Source organism: Vibrio sp. AK197, assembly GCF_053903115.1.
This window is the reverse complement of sequence record NZ_CP096429.1, coordinates 1,352,275-1,369,826: the sequence shown is the minus strand read 5'-3', so window position 1 is coordinate 1,369,826 and position 17,552 is coordinate 1,352,275. Positions and strand designations below refer to the sequence as shown.

Genomic DNA, 17,552 nt, shown 5'->3' with positions numbered 1-17,552 from the left:
AGTGACTGGAAGGAAACGAGAAATCTATGAATGAGCATATTAAACGGGCTATCGAGTTAAGGAATAACGGTGATTTTGAGGGAAGCCGAAACTTATTGACACGCCTTCTTAGCAGCGAAGACATCGCACCTCAAGCGCACCTTCACATCGCATGGTCTTATGATAATCAAGGGCTTGAGTCAGAAGCTGTTCAGCATTATAACGCCGCACTAGCTGGTGACCTCGATGAGCAAGACCATTTTGAGGCTCTGTTTGGACTGGCTAGTACGTACAGAAGTCTTGGTAATTATCATGAAGCCGCCGCTTTGTTTGAAGAAACTCGTGTTCTTTTCCCCAATGCAAAGGAGGTGATGCCATTTTATGCAATGTGTTTGTATAACCTTGGACAGCATAAAAAATCGGTTGAGCTGTTGTTAACCCTTCTAGTTGATACAACAAGCTCAGAGGAAATTTTAACGTACAAACGAGCTATCAAGCTTTACGCGCAAGACTTAGATCGAACTTGGTAATTTTAAGGAAATAAAGCTGTGAGCATTGATACGACACATGCAGTTGATCATGTTATTAACGTCTACCTGGTTAACTCGTTTACCAAAGATGACTCTGGAGGGAATCCTGCTGGCGTTATTTTAGGCCCTCCCTCCCTCAGTGCAGAACAAAAAACATATATCGCACAACGAGTTGGTTTTTCCGAAACGGCCTTTGTATACGCCAATAATGAAACTGATTTCAAAGTGGAATTTTTTACTGCTGAAGGAGAAGTGGACTTTTGTGGTCATGCCACTTTGGCAGCATTTTTTGTCTTGGCTTCGCAGGGGTTCATTGAGCAAGGTTGTTACACACAACAAACAAAAGCAGGTATTCTCCATGTAGCCGTCGATGATGGTTTTATCATAATGGATCAAACCAAACCTCAGTTTCGTCGCGCTCCTAGCGTTGAGAAAATCGCGGATGCTCTTGGTATTCAAAGCGAGGCTATAACGAATACGGGATTGCCCATTGAAATCATCTCGACAGGTCTACCAGATGTCTTCGTTCCTTTAGTAGATGGGCATTTAGATAGTCTAAAACCTAATTTTGCTGCGATATCTAAGCTAAGCCAAGAGTTCAATACGATCGGCTTCCACGTATTTGAACTCTGTAATGAGAAGTCAACCGTTGCTCAATGCCGAAATTTTGCACCGCTGTATGGCATAATTGAGGAGTCTGCTACAGGCAGTGCGAGTGGGGCTTTAGGTTGTTATCTTGTTAAGCATGGTATCACTGATAGCTTAACATTCTCCTTAGAGCAAGGACGCGCAATGGGAGCCTTATCTTTGATTCAAGTTACCATTGATTCTAAACAAGATATCATTCGTCGGGTTAGAGTCGGAGGTCAGGCCTCGTTGGAAGGAATGAAGGAGGTGCCGATAAGTTTATCTCACATTGAAGACCTACGACTATGTGAAGCTTGGCGTCGTTATTTTTCGGTGCGCCCTATGCCATCAAAGGCGTAGTACTTCAGTCTGATTCCTCCTAACACTAGGCTGTGCTGGAATGGCAGTAAAACAGAGTTAACTACTGCATTCGGCTATCCTCGACTAGAACAGCAGTCAGTTTTAAGATTATACCTAGTGATATGAATATGCTCAGTCACCCATGGTATATTGAGCTATTTGGAGATCCTCTTTGATCTAATGGCCATTATTTTGTTTTGGAGGAAGACACGCAGATTATCGTACCAAGCACTGACGATCCTATTAAGTGAAAACTGTTCTGCGGGCGCGAGAGGGTATACTTTGCCTAGTTGTCGCAATCCGTTGGGCGCTTTTGCTTGGCTATCGTCTTATGTCAAGGAAGTGTCGGCGCTGACGCCATTTTGTATCCTTCAAACACATCGGTAATCAGTCCTTAACTTGCAGCGACTTTCAGTAGTTTGAAAGGGACTGGATTTGGCTGCGTAGCTGCTTCGGAGTTACGATCTGCTCTGTACACTACAGTTAATGACGAAAGTGTTAACGTATTTACGAGCCTTCCATCACAAGGAACCTACGTCCAGTAGTCAACCTTACGTGAGGTCAGCACACCTAAGGGCATAAAGCGCTCCAGCGTTGCACTTGAGTTGTTTGAGTAATAAAGCAGTCATTTCGATTTACCCCACAAAGTTCTTCCCATGGAGATATAGTATCCGAGTGATGGAAAATATAGCACTGGTACACGACTCTATTTCCGACAGTATAAGAGTTTGCCCAGGATGCGATGCAATCGCTGTCTGCCAAACAATTGTTGTAACACCTTGAATTCTGAAGTTCGTCTAGCCCATCTATAATTTTATTGCTAGCAATAAAACCACCTTCAACAACCCAATAGTAATGATTATTTATCTCTTTTATACTAACTGGCCCATTGCTTGAAGGTGGTTGATTGCAACTATAATCAGTGCCCATGCCATCATCGAACCAAGATGTTGAAGTGAGTTCTGTTAATGTACCCGTAGGAGGGGTATGCGTATTTGATGGACACCCTGATGGGTACTCCCCTAAATTGGCAAAAGCTTCACATAAATGTTGATGATTAAAAGCCACCTCGGCATTCTGAGCGGCGATGCTAGCTCCTCGACAGTCATTTACATCCCATACGCCATCATTATTAATGTCTTCATCAGGGTCATTTAATCGATTTTGATTCAAATCCCAGCAATTAATGCCAGTACCGCCAGTATCTCCTTCGATAGGGCAACCAGCAAGATTTATCACGAGAGCTAGCACCGTAAGTAACCTAAAAGTTTCCATAGCAACATTTCCTTTTGTAGTCATGGACTTAATAACAATAGTATCTTCGAGATATATCTTCAACTCGCCTACATACAGGGCTTAACGCTTATTAAACTGAATTTTCCGTGCTGATACACAGTTTATGTTGATTCTATTTATTATACAACTATATCCATATCAATCTGTAATGTGAACAATTAGAGAGTTTCGGTGCTGAACTACTGAAAACTCCATCTAATAAACCCAAAATACGGATTAGATTAATTTGGTCTATTACAATACTCGCTAGATATTTCGTGCTGTCAACCTAAGAAGTTTTGGGGCATAAACGTGCTAGCGATAATCCGTTCATATAACCTCTGGTAAGTGCATTGATGAGCGAGCGAACCACAAATCCTCTAACTTAGTGACTGCGTTCACTTATCTGCTACTTTAGACCAAAAATTAACTATACTTTTTGTCTAAGTGTTGATGAGGAAAGTTACTGTGTTTTTAGAAGGTTCGAACCGCAATATGCCTCTGGCAGAACTGGTTTCTTCACTGACAGTCGCATTAGACATGACTGAGGGACAGCCTCAAGAACACAGTATGCGTTGCTGCTGGATTGGTATGCATATTGGTGAGCGAATGAACCTCTCATCATCAGATCTTCATGACCTGTATTTTACGCTACTTCTCAAAGATGCTGGCTGCAGCAGCAATGCGGCTCGTATTTGTGAGCTTTACGCTACCGATGATCTCACTTTTAAACAACGTTATAAGACGGTCGGCACCAGCCTGACGAGCGCGATTAATTTTGTGTTACGAAACGCAGGAGCGGGAGAGCATTGGCGAAAGCGGATCGCGACCACCATTGATATTTTGAAAAATGGCACAGATTACGCACAAGAACTGATCCAAACGCGTTGTACGCAAGGTTCAGAAGTGGCTCGTGAACTCTTATTCAGTGAAAATGTGGCGCTAGGAATACAACATTTGGATGAGCACTGGGATGGGTCAGGACGTCCTGATGGGTTGAAGCATGACCAAATCCCATTATTTTCAAGAATCGCCCTTCTTGCTCAAGTGATGGATGTTTTTCAATATGAACATAATTTGTCGAGTGCATTTTCTGAACTAGCAAGCCGCTCTGGTAATTGGTTGGACCCACACTTAGTGGCCATATCTAAGCCGTTACTGGGCTCACCTGACTTCATCAAGGCGCTCAACGCGCCATCCATAGCCCCTTTTGTGCTTTCTATGTCACCCGCACAAGCGATGATGCCGTTAGATGACGATTATTTCGACCGAATCGTCACGGCCTTTGGAAAAATCGTCGATGCCAAAAGTCCTTTTACCGCCGGACACAGTTCCAGAGTAGCTGTTTTTAGTATGCTCATTGCTGAAGAGCTCGAAATCGACCGAGAAGATCAACTATGGCTGAAAAGAGCAGCACTGTTGCATGATATCGGTAAACTAGGGGTAAGTAACACTATCTTGGATAAACCGGGAAAATTAGATGAGGATGAGTGGAAACAAATACAAAATCACGCGATGTTTACGAGAGAGATTATCGAAAAGATATCGCCACTCAAACACTTTGCCAAAATGGCTGCTGCTCATCATGAAAAGTTAGATGGAACAGGCTATCCCGATAAACTGGCTGCCAATGAAATTTCTATGATGACACGGATTATCACCACCGCAGATATTTTTGATGCGATTACGGCTGAGCGCCCTTATCGAGAGGCGATTCCTATTCCAAAAACGTTAGAAATCATGGCAGAAAATGTTGGTACTGCCATCGACCCGTTGTGTTTTGATGCCCTAAAAATGGCGCTAAGCAAACTACCTGAAAAGTATATGAAAGATATTGGTATGAGTGAGGTGCCCCCTTCACCGATGATCTAGATAAATTTACAAAAGTAATGATGGGCGAAGTTTATCTTTTCACAAGGTCAATGACTCATCTATTTACGGCTACTTTTTTAGGTATTTCTGTTGTCATGTTTTCCACCATCCACCCACATAACCTCTGCTAAAGAAACAAAGAGCACATCAGTGACAACATTGGTGTAAGCCCAGTCACTAACTGGGCATTCATCAATAGTGGTACTGAATAGACACCAGTGAAAACAATCTGTGTGTAGTGATTACCTTGATGAAAGGAAATCTGTTAACACTGCTGCGAGTTGCTGAGGGCTTTCCTCTGGCAGATAATGTCCAGCACCTTGAATCACGTCTCCCCGAAGATCCGCGCACAGTGGCGATAACGTATTATAAAGTAGGTCAGAGACACCGTATTGCGCACCAATCGCGCATACTGGCATTGGCAATGTTTGTTCTGCTCGCAGTTTGTTTATGGCGATATCTTGCTTGGAGAAGGCATTTTTATAATAACTTAATGCACTGCGCAGCGCGCCGGGAAGACGGTTAACACGCACATACTCCGCTAACGCTTTTTCATCAATCATCCACCCCATTTCAGCTTTGCTTGAAAACAGCCATCGTAAGAAAGGTTCTTCACGGTCTTTGAGCAAAATTTCAGGAAGATCAGTCAGCCTGTTAAAGGCAAAATGCCAAGTCCGCGTCACTTGTTCATCAGTGAGTTCATCACTGGGTAGTGCGCTTAGCCCAGGAATGGCGGCATCGATCAATACCAGCTTTTTGACACAGTCAGGGTGATCTGCGGCGAGTGCATAACCCATCCAAGCTCCCACATCATGCGCGATAATTTCAATCCCTTCTTTTTCTTCTGGGGCGAGGCTTTGAATGACCCAACGTAATGTCAGCGCAATTGTGGTTGAATCGTACCCTTTAGTTGGATGGTCGGAGTCTCCCATTCCGGGAAGATCGAGGGCGATCACGCGTTTACCTGAATTCGCGAGTGCGGGCATCATATAACGCCATGCATACCAACTTTGAGGCCATCCAGGTAACAGTAATACCGTCGGGCCGTGTCCACCGGATACATAGTGCAGCCTACCCATGTCAGTTCTTACGATGCCGTGAGAAAATTGCTGCCAAAACTGTTGCTCGTCAAAATGAATCGTTTGCATACCACACCTTATTATGGAAATGATTGTTTCCTAATTGAATAAAAATTTTGGCTAAACCATAAATTAGTTAGCCAATTGAACGTGAAAAATAATTTCGAGTACTTCGTGACTTAATTAAGCAAACTCATGGATGTCGAAACGATGTTTTCTAAGTGACTTTTGTCTACATTGACTTTGCCAATCACCCGCATGCCTTGAGTGAGGCTATGTATTGTCTGAGCCATTTTATTTGGGTCAATATTCGTCGAAATTGAGCCATCTTGTTGGCCAAGAACGATTAATTCACGAATCGTTTTGATTCCGGAATCAAATAAGGCATGAATTTTATGCTGTATTTCATGGTCTTCACTAGAGAGCTCTACCGCGGTAGCAACCACCATACAACCGACTCGGCCACTCTCTCCTAAACTATCTTGTGCGTATCCTTCAAGTAGTTGACGTATTTTATCCTTGCCTGATTCGACGTGAGCGATGCGAGCCTGAATTAACTTATATCGCTGATCTTTATAGTAATCTAACGTTTGCATGAACAACGTTCGTTTATCTTTAAACGCTTTATATATACTTCCAGCGGTAAGGTTGAGTGCATCAGACAAATCTTTAATCGAGGTACCGTTGTAACCCTTGGCACTAAAAACGTCGATCGCATTTGCCAATGCAATCTCGGTATCAAACATTCTTGGTCTTCCTGGTGATGCAGACATGAAACCAATTCCAAATAAAATTTCACACATAATAGGAAATGATCATTTCCTATTCAAGTAAATACGAACACTTGTTCGTAAAACTTCGCAGCGCATTGTTGCGCTGCGGCAGTAATGGTTCAGTCTTAGACGCTGAAAGAATTAGTAAAAATGTCGGATTTTGTTGATGGGGCTATGCGCAATACTCAATGGCAATGGCTGAAGCAAGTTTGGCGTTATTGAGCACTAACTGAATGTTGCTATCGAGACTGTCTCCTCCTGTTAACTCACATACTCGAGCAAGAAGAAACGGGGTTGAGGCTTTACCATGAATGCCTTGTTGATCGGCCTCGTTGAGTGCTTGTTCAATCGCACTGTCGATAACTTGCTTTGGCATCGCATGTTGCTCAGGAATCGGGTTCGCGATCACCGCGCCACCTTGTAAATTGAGTGCTTGCTTGGCTTTGAGTACTTGTGCAATTTGCTTGGGTGAATCAAGGCAATAATCGACCTCGAAATCGCTGGTGCGAGTATAAAACGCTGGCAAACTTTGAGTTTGATAACCGATAACGGGTACGCCATGGGTTTCTAAATACTCAAGCGTCAATCCTAAATCCAAAATGGACTTTGCTCCTGCGCATACGACCGCAACAGACGTTTGTGCGAGTTCTTGGAGATCGGCAGAGACATCAAAACTGGTTTGTGCGCCGCGATGAACACCGCCAATCCCTCCGGTGGCAAACACGCGTACTCCAGCCATATCGGCAAGAATCATTGTCGCCGCTACCGTGGTCGCTCCGTGCTCTGCGCTAGCAACCACAAATGGAATATCCCGACGGCTGACTTTCGTGACGCTTTGCCCGGCTTTGCCCAGCAGTTCAATCTCCTCGGCAGACAACCCGACTTTGAGTCGCCCATTGATGATGGCGATGGTCGCTGGTGTGGCGCCGGCTTCACGCACGGTGTTAGAGACCATCAGTGCCGTCTCAACATTTTGTGGATAGGGCATTCCATGAGAAATAATGGTCGATTCAAGGGCAACGACAGGCTGATTGTTATCAAGCGCTGCTTGAACTTCAGGGTGGATATCTAGGTAATCATTTAACATGGGTTGTCTCCATAAAGCGCTGAACCGCGCGTTCCGAGATGCGCGGATTGATAGTGTTAGAGGATTGAGTGGCCATGGCGGCGCAGGCAAAAGCAAATTCAATGCTTTGTGGCCAAGACCAAGTGTGTAAATCGGCGTGAGCTAGCCCAGCCATCAACGCGTCACCGGCCCCGGTTACGTTATTGACGTTTTCGGTATTGGGCATAAAACGCAGTGTGTCTTGCTGATTACTGGCGTAGATTCCCGAGGCGCCGAGACTAAGAACGAGGTTTTTAACCCCTAAGGCATGTAAGGCATCACCAATACGAGGAAGATCGGCATCGGTTTTATAACGAATACCACTGAGTAGCTCCGCCTCCATTAAATTTGGTTTGAGCAATTCAATTTGTGATAAATACGGTTTGAGTTTACGTGCCTTATTGGCGGAAACTGGGTCCACATAAATACGAGCTTGGGTGAGGCAGTTAAATACGTAACCAAGCGCATCCTCACTCAGATTGGCGTCAATGACGACCAAATCACTGTGATCGATCAATGATTTGTGTTTGGCCAGTTGCTCGGCGTTAAGCTCTTCGAGCACACGCATGTCATTGAGTGCCATCTGCATTTCGCCGTTGCTATCATGAATGGATAGATAGGTCGCGGTGCGGCCATGTTGACTACGTAACAAGTGTGCGACGCCAACGCCTGCTTCTTGACACGCTGAGATTAACTGGTCGCCCCATTGGTCACAGCCAATACTGCTGATGAGCTCGACTTTACTACCAAGACGCGCCAGATTATCGGCAATATTCCGCGCCACGCCGCCAGGGCTATGATTGACAGTGCCTGGATTTGAATCGCCATTGAGTAGCGGTACGGAGGCTTTGCCGCATAAGTCCATATTCGCACCACCAATAACCACGGCCGAGCGCTGCGACGTTAAAATATACCCTTTGCCTTTTATTAATCCTTTATTGGTTAAATTCATAATATGCCCAGCCACCGCACTGCGACTAATTGCCAGTAGGTCGGCGAGCTCTTGCTGCTGAATCATCGGATTTTGACGAAGCACAGCGAGAATTTCCTGTTCTCTTGGTGTCACAAACAAATGTCCATATTCCAAACGTTTGTTTATATTGCCATCAAAATATGTGCATTATTTGTTCGTTAGTTGACTGTCTTATAATTAATCTCATTGCTCATTTATTGCTCGAAAATATGTGAGCTGAGTGATTTTTATACAGGAGTGTGTCGGGTTATTTGACGATGATGCCGGCAGGGGTTATCAAGCGCTTGATTGCTTGCTATTCTCAATTAGGCTTGCTCCGAGCTGCCAGTCCGCGGAAAGGTTTTGACCGGGAGAGTTTTGTTCGTCAATGGTTGACCTACAATGTTATTTACCTTCTTTTCTGGAGGCGGGCACAGAGTGATGAAAGAATGGTGAATCAATGCGTGTATCGAATCCTTTTGAGCTTCGTATCGAACCTCTCAAAACGGCCGCTAAGCGACGTCTAAAACAGCTTAAAGCCAACGATGACAGTGAATGGCAGCGCTATCGGCACATGTTGTCTGACGAGAAAAAAACACCGGAAACCATAAAACTTGCTGATGTCCAGTGGTTGATTGCTCGCGAATTAGGTGTGAGCAGTTGGGCGAAATTAAAAGCGCACATTGAAGAACAACAAGTGCACTTGCAGCACATCGAGCAGGGAAGTGTCCCTCTCGATAATGACTATCGTACCCTGCATATTCGCTGCGGACATGATTTACAATCCGTGTTGCCACAAGCGGGTTTTCGAGGGGATTTTCTGCCTTGGATTGACCCTTATTGTGTCGGCCCTTTGGCGCAAGATGCCTCAATGCAGCTTCAAGAGCGTGCGCAATTTATCGCTGAGCATTATCTCGCTGAAGTCGACACTCAAACGCCGCCAAGCGAGTTAGTGCAGAGGATCATTGCCGATGATGCGCGCAATCGAGCGTGCTTGAATGATGCCCAATATCAGCGCCGAGTTATTTGGGTGGAGCATGATAATTACGATCAACTGATGTTGATTTACTTGCTGGTACATTTACCGTCAGCGTTAATTGAAAGCACGCAAGTCATTGAAATAGATCGTTTTCCTGGCCATGCGCGTTATATTGGTCTCGGGCAACTGCCACCCCAAGCGTTACGCAGCTGTTGGCAAAAGCGAAAGGCTGTCACACCAGAGATGATCATCACGGCTCAGCGGGTGTGGCGTGCTCTGTGTTGTGAGTCACCACGAGAGGTTGCCTTATTGCTCAGTACGCCACTTGACGAGCAGTTTGCTCATTTGCCTCATGTATTGCGTCGTCACCTTCAGCAACTTCCTCACTGCGACACCGGATTATCGATGACCCAGCAATTCGCCGTGAAGCTCTTACTGGCGCACTCGAAGCCAATGTCTGTTGAAGCGCTGTTTGCGCGTTATCAAGAGCGTGAACCTTTACCTTTTCTTGGTGATTTGATGTTTTGGGCACATATCAAGCCACTCACCATGGGACAATACCCACTTATCGAGCGAATGAAAGACAACGACAGCTTTTCCAAAACGCTGCTCAAAGTGACACCGCATGGTGAGCAGTGCATAGCCGGGCATCAACGGTATTTGGGTAAAGAGTGTGTGGGCGGCGTTCGCGTATCTCCAATCTCAGGTTGGCAATGGGATCACCATGATCTTGAAACGCTCACACCGTTTGATTTTCGCAATTAAGCGACATCGACGACCGATACCCAGGCGGGCATCGCTTGGCAAGGAGCACGGTCTTGTTGGCTTAATTGACCCGTTTGCGCATCAATGTGATACAGCGCGATATGATCAGCCAGTTCACCGCTCGCCAATAAGTACTGGCCATCCGGTGTCAGTGCGAAACTGCGTGGCTGGGTAACCACATGGTCATACCCGGCATAGTGTGGAACTGGATCGCCCGGCATGATCTCTAAGCGGCTAATGATGCTGGTGGTACGCTCCGACACGTATAAAAACCGCCCATCCTTTGATAAGTGAATATCTGCTGCCCAAGCACGCGGAACATCAGGTGTGACACGTTTAGCGGGTGGTAATCCTTTCTCGAGCCCTAGAGCCTCAAGTGGCGCAGCTTCAACTTCATCGATCAGCGCCATAGAGCCTGTCTCGTTATCAAATGCGAACACATTCACCGAGGCACTCATTTCACAAAGCACATAAACAAATTGGCCGCATTTGGAGAAGACTAAGTGGCGAGGGCCAGATTCTCGCACAAAAAAATACTGATGCACTAATGCTGCTTCATGGTTATTGGCACTTAAATGACGATAAACATTGACGCGATCTTGGCCAAATTCTGTGGCGACTAGCCACTGATTATCGGGGCTGACATTAAACGCGTGGCAGTGTCCATCGAGTTGAATTTCCAGTGCATGCTGACTAAGGCAGCCATCTTCTTCAAGACGATTAAGCGTTGCCACGTTGTGGTTGAAAGACGCACTCAATAACCATTGATTGCTATGGTCAATATCTAAGTTGACCATGCTCGCGGGCTGCTGAGTTCGATCTTGTTCTGTTAGCTCGCCAGTGAACGGGTCTATTGCCAAGCGCACGATGCAATAGGGAGCCTCGCGCAGCGCCGCGTACAAGAAGCGATTATCTCGACTGACGACCATTGGCATGACCAAGTTTCCAACGTCGGTGTTTCCTAAATGAATCAACTGCTCGTCTTGTTGCTGATAGCGGGAGATGGTGCCGGACTCTGCATTGGAGAGATAGATAAAGCGTTTCATGTCAGCCTCTTGCTCGGTTAATTGCGCCTTGAGAAGTCATCCTTATTGAACGTCCCAATGTATAACAGGCCATCTCAAGATAACAGTGTGTTTTAGTTTGATTTTTTGTTTTCTATTCATTCGTTTGGCTGACGTTAATCTATGTTGGCTTGGCAATGTTGAGCAATCAATTTACAGAGCGTTGCCAATTGCTCGGGGTCGTAACCCCAACCGATATTCAGTCGTAAACAGTCTCGATACCGCTCAGACGCGGTAAAGAAATGCCCGGGTCGAATCGCGATTCTCTTTTGCTCTGCAAGATGAAGAAAGCTCACGGAATCAAAGTTGGGCAGTTGCAACCACAGCACGAGCCCACCATCGGGATTGGTAATTCGTGTACCTTGAGGTAGCGCTGAGGCTAAGTGGTGCAAGTAGCTCTGCTTATCGAGCTTAAGCTGAGTGCGAGCTCGTTTAAGGTGTTTGCTATAGTGGCCACTGGCGATAAAGTCTGCGATGGCATATTGCAAAGGGATTGAGAGCCCAAAATCGGTGGCAATCAACTGGTCACGATAACGTCGAGAGTAACACCATCCTAGACGATAACTGGGGGAGAGTGTTTTCGATACCGAACCACACCAAATCATATACCCACTGGTGTCGTAATCGCTGGCGGGAAGTGGCGTGAGGTCTGAATGCGCAAGCTCAATGTAAACATCGTCTTCGATTATGGGCGTTTGGTATTTTGCCGCTAACCGAGCCAGTCGCTGCTTTTGTTTGACCGACATAGTGATCCCTTGCGGATTCATATGAGTGGTGCAAAATAGCCCAGCTTGAATCTGCCCCGAGTCTAACTGCGCCTCAAGTTGGTCAAGGTCAATGCCATCGCTGCGTGAAGGAATTTCGACGATATTACGCTCTAATTGAGCCAGCAAGCTTAATAAGCCATTGTAGCAAGGAGAACTTATTGCAACGCAATCTCCTTTATTGGTTGTGGCTAACAGCGCTTTTTTTACCGCGTCTAAGCAGCCATGGGTTATCACCAGTTGCTCGGCATCAAGCGAAATTCCAGATTGGGCAAAGTGATTGGCGAGGGCGTGCCGTAGTCGCGGTTCCCCTTGTGGATGCGGATAATACCCTAAACGCTGCTGAGAGATACGAAGCCCAGTACGAAAGCTTTTTTGCAGAGGCTCGATCGTTGACGGATCAAGCCGTAACCGGGATATTCCAAATGGGCCATCGAGTTCTTGAAGCGGAGGCAATTGTATCGACGGAGCACTTTGGCTCGTAAAAGCAGCCCATTCTGGCTCGTTGATTGGTGCGTGCGAGGTAATAAAAAAGCCTGCTTGTGGGCGTGATTCCAACCAGCCGAGAGATTCCATTTCCTGATAACAATTGACCGCTGTGGTCATGCTAATCTGGTGCAACTGCGCCAATTTGCGCAGTGACGGCATTTTGCTACCTGCTTGCAATTTGCCTTGGTGAATATCCTCGATAAAGCGTTCAGCAAGGGTTCGGTATTTGCTCATAACGGTAAACTGTACTGGTAAAATATACAAAAATTGTATCTGTACTCTTTGTGTGCTGCAAGCGAGACTAGCGACATAATAAACCTCACAAGGAGAACAGGATGACAGGACGAGATTTACTACTTACACTGTCGGTGATGGCTATCTGGGGCGTCAACTTTTCGATGATCAAATTGGGGGTGACCGAGACTGATCCACTGTTGGTCGCCGCGATGCGCTTTTTCTGCGCCACTTTCCCCATTATCTTCTTTATTCGTAAACCCGATGTTCCATGGCGTAATTTGCTGGCCTACGGGTTGGTGTTTGGTACCGGAATTTGGGGAATGGCGTCGTGTGCGATCACCTACGGATTATCATCAGGAATGGCATCTGTACTGCTGCAAACCGATGTATTAACCACGGTATTGGTGGGGATGTGGCTCTACAAAGAGCGGCTAACGCGCCAACAAAAGGTGGGTATCGGTATTGCGCTGATCGGTTTGATCATCTCTATTGTGTACACCAACGGTAATGTCACCGTTGCTGGTGTGGTGCTCATCTTCATTTCGGCAATTTGTTGGCCGCTGGCTGGCGTTATCATGAAGCAATCAAAGGCCCCGAACACATTTGCATTTAACATTTGGGGCATGCTGTTTGCGCCTGTACCGCTTGTCATATTAAGTGTGATGGTGTCTGGCGTTGACGTGCTGCAAGCCACTTATCAAAACTGGACCATGAACAGCTGGTTCTCGGTGCTGTTTCAAGCCTATCCAACCACGCTATTTGGTTATTGGGTATGGAATAAAATGTTAGTGAAGTATCCGATGAGCCAAGTGGCGCCAATGACATTGCTGGTGACCGTTTTTGCTTTGCTTAGCGGCTATTGGATGTACGGTGAACAGTTATCGGCATCCCAATGGGTATCGTGCAGTGCGTTTTTGATGGGCATTATTTTAGTGTTGTATAAAGGGCGGGTGAAGTCAGTGGCTAACGTTGCAACAGCGAATTGATTCAGACGCTTAATAGAAAAAAGCCCGCGAGTGCGGGCTTTATATCGTATTCACTACTTCTTCGTAGGCAATTTAGGATTGATAAGGCGATCTGGATTGCGCAACCAATAAACCAGTGTGCAACTGCATGCGAGCACGATCAGCGTCGCCGGCAAACCACCCAGGTTGGATAGCTGTTTCACGCCGTCAATACCCACGGTGCTGACCATAATCCAGGCCACCAGACCTATGGTCGTACCCCACAGAATTTTAATCGGCAATGACGTGCCATCGTCTGATTCTGAAGTGAAGTCTTTGGTACATAGGTCGCCAATCGCATCGGTACTTGAATCGGCTGCGGTGACATACGAGATAAACGCTACCAACACTAAGAAGAAAGAGGTCACAGCGCTCAGTGGCAAGTTGCCCATGATGTGGTATAGCAGTTGCTCAATACCGCCATTATTCAGGACTTCATTGAGCGCACCGTTGGACTCTAAGTCCATAAATACAGCGGTACCAGAGAACACAGAGACCCAAAATAGAATAAACACACTTGGATAAATGACGTTGATTTGAATGAACTCTTTCACCGTGTAACCGCGAGCAATTTTACCAAGGAACATCGCAGTAATCGGTGCCCACGCAAACCATACTGCCCAGTAAAAGACACTCCAGTATTGTGGCCATGGGTCATTCGCGGCTTGCCCTGTAAATAGGCTTAGACGGAAGAAGTTATCCAAATAGGCGCCAAGTCCTTCAACACCGACAGCCAAAATATAAATGGTTGGGCCAAAGATCAGAGTGAAAACAAACAACGCAATCAACATCCAAAAGTTCACTTTAGATAAGCGCGCGATACCTTTATTTAATCCACTGGCTGCTGAAATCACAAAGGTGATAACAATCAGTGCGATGAAAATACCAAGAGTAACGGCGTTGCGTTCAATATCGATAAACTGACTGGCACCGCCAAGCAGTGTCAGCGCGCCTGTCCCTAGCGATGACGCCATGCCCACCACCAATGAGTAAAGAGCCAATGCATCAATAACGTCAGCGACTTTGCCATTACTGAAGCGACCAAATAGCGGACGCAGCGGGCTGGTGATTGAAAATGGCAGTTTCAAGTTGTAAAACGCGAGTGCAAAAATCAGCGCTGGCACGGCATAAATCGCGTAAGGCGTCGGTCCCCAGTGAAGGAACATCGCGGAGAACGCAAACAGTACCGCGTTGGCACTACCCGGCTCGATGCCGAGACTCTCAGGTGGCGTATGCAGATGATAAATAGGCTCTGCGGTTGTCCAGAACAGCACGCCTACGGCGAGAGTGGTACACAGTACAATCATAAACCAGCGTGGTTTGGTGACACGCGGTGTACTGTTTTCGCCGCCGATACGAACGTTGCCGATTTTTGAGAAGTAGGTAAAACCAATCAGTATAAGTAGATAAAAACTGCCTAAGCTAAATAGCCAAGAAAAATGGCTCAAAATGAAGCTATTGGCGGCACCGGTAAATTGTGTAAATGCCTCCAAGTCCACCAAACTGAGCACTAAAGCGCCCAGTAAGATGAGAAACGTGGGATAAAACACCAAAGGGCGTATTGATTTAAACATGAATTCGTCCTTGATTCTGATTACATAAAGTTGCGCTTGATGGTTTGTTTAAATGGCTTTTCAAATATGACCTCATTGTCATGTAAAGCCTTCCAACGAGCGTTGATGTAAAAATGGTCATGATCACAATGCATTGAATACTCACATTCAATACCTGTTCGCCAACCATCACGTCCCATATCCACTTTGAGCTGAATGTCATTTTTCGCGCTCAACGGATCATTGGGGTGAATTTGGAATTGCTGGTGGATGGTAAAGTCAATGTCACTCTGACTTGATTCAAAGAACTGACGACCAAAATCTTCCAACGTTTCTAAAGTGACCAAGCCGGTTTTATAGTCGCGATGGACTATACGTTTGCTGTCCGCACCACGCAGCGTTTTACCATTAAACGTGACAGGCTCATCGTATTCTGGCACTAGGTTCGACGGTGTCGGTGTTTGGTTTAATGGTAGTATCAGTTGGCAATGTTGTGGGTTGATGGTCAGCGTTGCATCATCGGCACTTGGCCAAATCAGTGGCCAGTAGGCCGTTGAAATCGCTACCCGCAATTTGTGCCCTTTCGCCACAACGTAAGACATATGGTTAATCAACACATCAACATCGTACTCTTTGCCCGGTTCTAAAGGCTCAGGGAACTCGTGGCTATTGCGATGAGAGAGGTTGAGAATACCGTGGCTAATTTTCGTGATTTGACCATCCGGATGGACATCGGAAATACGTACTGTGATATTCGCTTGTGGCGTGTCACTTGCCAAGCGCAGTTTGGTCACTACCTGTCCACCAATTGGCAAAGAGTGCTCAAGTACGTCAGTGTCAAATGTCAGTGAGCCAGCATCTTCTAGGCGCTGATCGGATGGGTGTTCCATGTCAAGGCGAATGCCTGCGCACCAGCGTCCACCATCAAGCCCAACGGTTTGAGGAGAGCGAATCGCAACTTTATTTGATGTGCTCTGTGGATCGCGAAGTAAGCCTTGGTCACCAAAGTACCAAGTTTGGTCGATAGTATGAGGTGACGGCCATGTTGGCTCGCTAACCCATTGACCAGGACGCGCATCGTAATCGGTGGCGGGCTCGACACCTTCTTGCATGAAATAGTTGAGCATTGGTTCGTTCTCAATGCCATTTTCAATGCCTTTCAACCAGCGATCCCACCAACGGACAGACTCTTTTACGTAGTCCATCTTGGGGTTGGGAAAGGCAATGTTGGGGTATTTGTGTGCCCATGGGCCGACCAACCCTTTACGCGGTGACTGCAAATTTTCCAACAGGCTAAACACGGTATTACGATACCCGTCTGCCCAGCCACCCATAGCGTATACGGGAACGGTGATATTTGAGTAGTCTTCACAGACTGACCCGTGTTTCCAGTAGTCGTTACGCGTCTGCTCCCTGAGCCAAGGTGTGGCTAAAAACGGCATGTTTTCTAAGCGCTCGAGCCAAATGGATTTCCAGTCATCACCAATGAGTTTCTGATCGGGCGCTCGACCCTGAGCATAAGCCCAGAAAAAGGCAGCCCAGTCCATATTGTCGTTGAGTAAGCAGCCACCAGTGAAGTGGATATCATCGCGGTAACGGTCGTCGGTTGAACATTGGGTAATGATCGCTTTGAGTGCTGGTGGTCTTAACGCGGCAACTTGCAGTGAGTTGAAGCCGCCCCACGAAATACCGACCATACCCAGATTGCCATCACACCAAGGCTGGTCAGCGATCCATGCAATGACATCACACGCATCTTGCAGCTCTTGGGCAGTATATTCATCGGTCATGAAACCTTCGGATTCGCCACAGCCGCGCAAGTCGACACGTACACAAGCATAACCCTGTGCTGCGGTTTGTGGCATGGTGATTTCATCACGGATGACGGTACCGTCATTTTTACGATAGGGTAGGAATTCTAAAATGGCAGGAACGGGATTTTGACCGGCGTCTTCGGGCATCCAAGCGCGAAAAGCTAAACGTGTGCCATCGGGTAAGGTGAGCCAATCATGGTGGATTTCTCTCACTTTATGCATGTAAACCTCATTGATAGTGAATATAAAGTTTATGATAGAGGGGTTAAATTGTAGGTAAATCGCTTTTTTGTTAAGGTATTCTGAACTAAAAGTTTATGATAAGGCGGCG

14 protein-coding genes are annotated in these 17,552 nt (G+C 46.3%); 5 read left to right on the top strand and 9 right to left on the bottom strand.

The genetic code is table 11. The features are described 5' to 3' along the window. Nucleotides 1-26: 26 nt before the first annotated feature. On the top strand, nucleotides 27-509 hold the full coding sequence (locus tag M1D72_RS06245) for a tetratricopeptide repeat protein (RefSeq protein WP_456294947.1): 483 nt from the start codon (nucleotides 27-29) through the stop codon (nucleotides 507-509). An 18-nt stretch (nucleotides 510-527) separates the two neighbouring features. Then, on the top strand, nucleotides 528-1,496 hold the full coding sequence (locus tag M1D72_RS06240; protein ID WP_456294946.1) for a PhzF family phenazine biosynthesis protein: 969 nt from the start codon (nucleotides 528-530) through the stop codon (nucleotides 1,494-1,496). Nucleotides 1,497-2,066: 570 nt separating this feature from the next. On the opposite strand, the gene M1D72_RS06235 is transcribed toward M1D72_RS06240, so the two are convergent. Beyond that, the gene (locus M1D72_RS06235) at nucleotides 2,067-2,771 is read right to left on the bottom strand and encodes a hypothetical protein (protein WP_456294945.1); all 705 of its coding nucleotides are present in this window, start codon (nucleotides 2,769-2,771) and stop codon (nucleotides 2,067-2,069) included. A 495-nt stretch (nucleotides 2,772-3,266) separates the two neighbouring features. On the opposite strand from M1D72_RS06235, the gene M1D72_RS06230 reads away from it, so the two are divergent. Next, the gene (locus tag M1D72_RS06230; RefSeq protein WP_456295612.1) at nucleotides 3,267-4,643 is read left to right on the top strand and encodes an HD-GYP domain-containing protein; all 1,377 of its coding nucleotides are present in this window, start codon (nucleotides 3,267-3,269) and stop codon (nucleotides 4,641-4,643) included. A gap of 242 nt (nucleotides 4,644-4,885) precedes the next feature. On the opposite strand, the gene M1D72_RS06225 is transcribed toward M1D72_RS06230, so the two are convergent. The 4 genes from M1D72_RS06225 to M1D72_RS06210 form a co-directional block, all read right to left on the bottom strand. After that, the gene (locus tag M1D72_RS06225) at nucleotides 4,886-5,791 is read right to left on the bottom strand and encodes an alpha/beta fold hydrolase (RefSeq protein ID WP_456294944.1); all 906 of its coding nucleotides are present in this window, start codon (nucleotides 5,789-5,791) and stop codon (nucleotides 4,886-4,888) included. A 110-nt stretch (nucleotides 5,792-5,901) separates the two neighbouring features. Beyond that, the gene (locus tag M1D72_RS06220; RefSeq protein ID WP_456294943.1) at nucleotides 5,902-6,495 is read right to left on the bottom strand and encodes a TetR/AcrR family transcriptional regulator; all 594 of its coding nucleotides are present in this window, start codon (nucleotides 6,493-6,495) and stop codon (nucleotides 5,902-5,904) included. 172 nt (nucleotides 6,496-6,667) lie between these two features. Next, nucleotides 6,668-7,582 (bottom strand): pseudouridine-5'-phosphate glycosidase, encoded by a 915-nt coding sequence (locus M1D72_RS06215; protein ID WP_456294942.1) that lies wholly within the window; start codon nucleotides 7,580-7,582, stop codon nucleotides 6,668-6,670. Then, nucleotides 7,572-8,666 (bottom strand): PfkB family carbohydrate kinase, encoded by a 1,095-nt coding sequence (locus M1D72_RS06210; protein ID WP_456294941.1) that lies wholly within the window; start codon nucleotides 8,664-8,666, stop codon nucleotides 7,572-7,574. The genes M1D72_RS06215 and M1D72_RS06210 overlap by 11 nt, the downstream gene beginning before the upstream one ends. Before the next feature lie 346 nt (nucleotides 8,667-9,012). Here M1D72_RS06210 and M1D72_RS06205 point away from each other — a divergent pair, with 346 nt between their 5' ends. Next, complete coding sequence (locus M1D72_RS06205) at nucleotides 9,013-10,296, top strand: DUF1835 domain-containing protein (RefSeq protein ID WP_456294940.1); 1,284 nt, start codon at nucleotides 9,013-9,015, stop codon at nucleotides 10,294-10,296. Here the strand turns inward: M1D72_RS06205 and M1D72_RS06200 are convergent. Both M1D72_RS06200 and M1D72_RS06195 read right to left on the bottom strand, forming a co-directional pair. Next, on the bottom strand, nucleotides 10,293-11,342 hold the full coding sequence (locus M1D72_RS06200) for a lactonase family protein (RefSeq protein ID WP_456294939.1): 1,050 nt from the start codon (nucleotides 11,340-11,342) through the stop codon (nucleotides 10,293-10,295). The genes M1D72_RS06205 and M1D72_RS06200 overlap by 4 nt on opposite strands. A gap of 134 nt (nucleotides 11,343-11,476) precedes the next feature. Further along, nucleotides 11,477-12,847, bottom strand: a complete 1,371-nt coding sequence (locus M1D72_RS06195) for an aminotransferase-like domain-containing protein (protein WP_456294938.1) — start codon at nucleotides 12,845-12,847, stop codon at nucleotides 11,477-11,479. A 101-nt stretch (nucleotides 12,848-12,948) separates the two neighbouring features. On the opposite strand from M1D72_RS06195, the gene M1D72_RS06190 reads away from it, so the two are divergent. Further along, a complete protein-coding gene (locus tag M1D72_RS06190; protein WP_456294937.1) occupies nucleotides 12,949-13,836 on the top strand; it encodes an EamA family transporter in 888 nt (295 codons plus the stop codon). Nucleotides 13,837-13,889: 53 nt separating this feature from the next. Here M1D72_RS06190 and M1D72_RS06185 read toward each other — a convergent pair whose 3' ends face one another. Both M1D72_RS06185 and M1D72_RS06180 read right to left on the bottom strand, forming a co-directional pair. Then, nucleotides 13,890-15,428, bottom strand: coding sequence for a BCCT family transporter (locus M1D72_RS06185; RefSeq protein ID WP_456294936.1), 1,539 nt, complete (start codon nucleotides 15,426-15,428; stop codon nucleotides 13,890-13,892). Nucleotides 15,429-15,448: 20 nt separating this feature from the next. Then, complete coding sequence (locus M1D72_RS06180) at nucleotides 15,449-17,443, bottom strand: CocE/NonD family hydrolase (protein ID WP_456294935.1); 1,995 nt, start codon at nucleotides 17,441-17,443, stop codon at nucleotides 15,449-15,451. Between the last annotated feature and the right edge of the window lie 109 nt (nucleotides 17,444-17,552).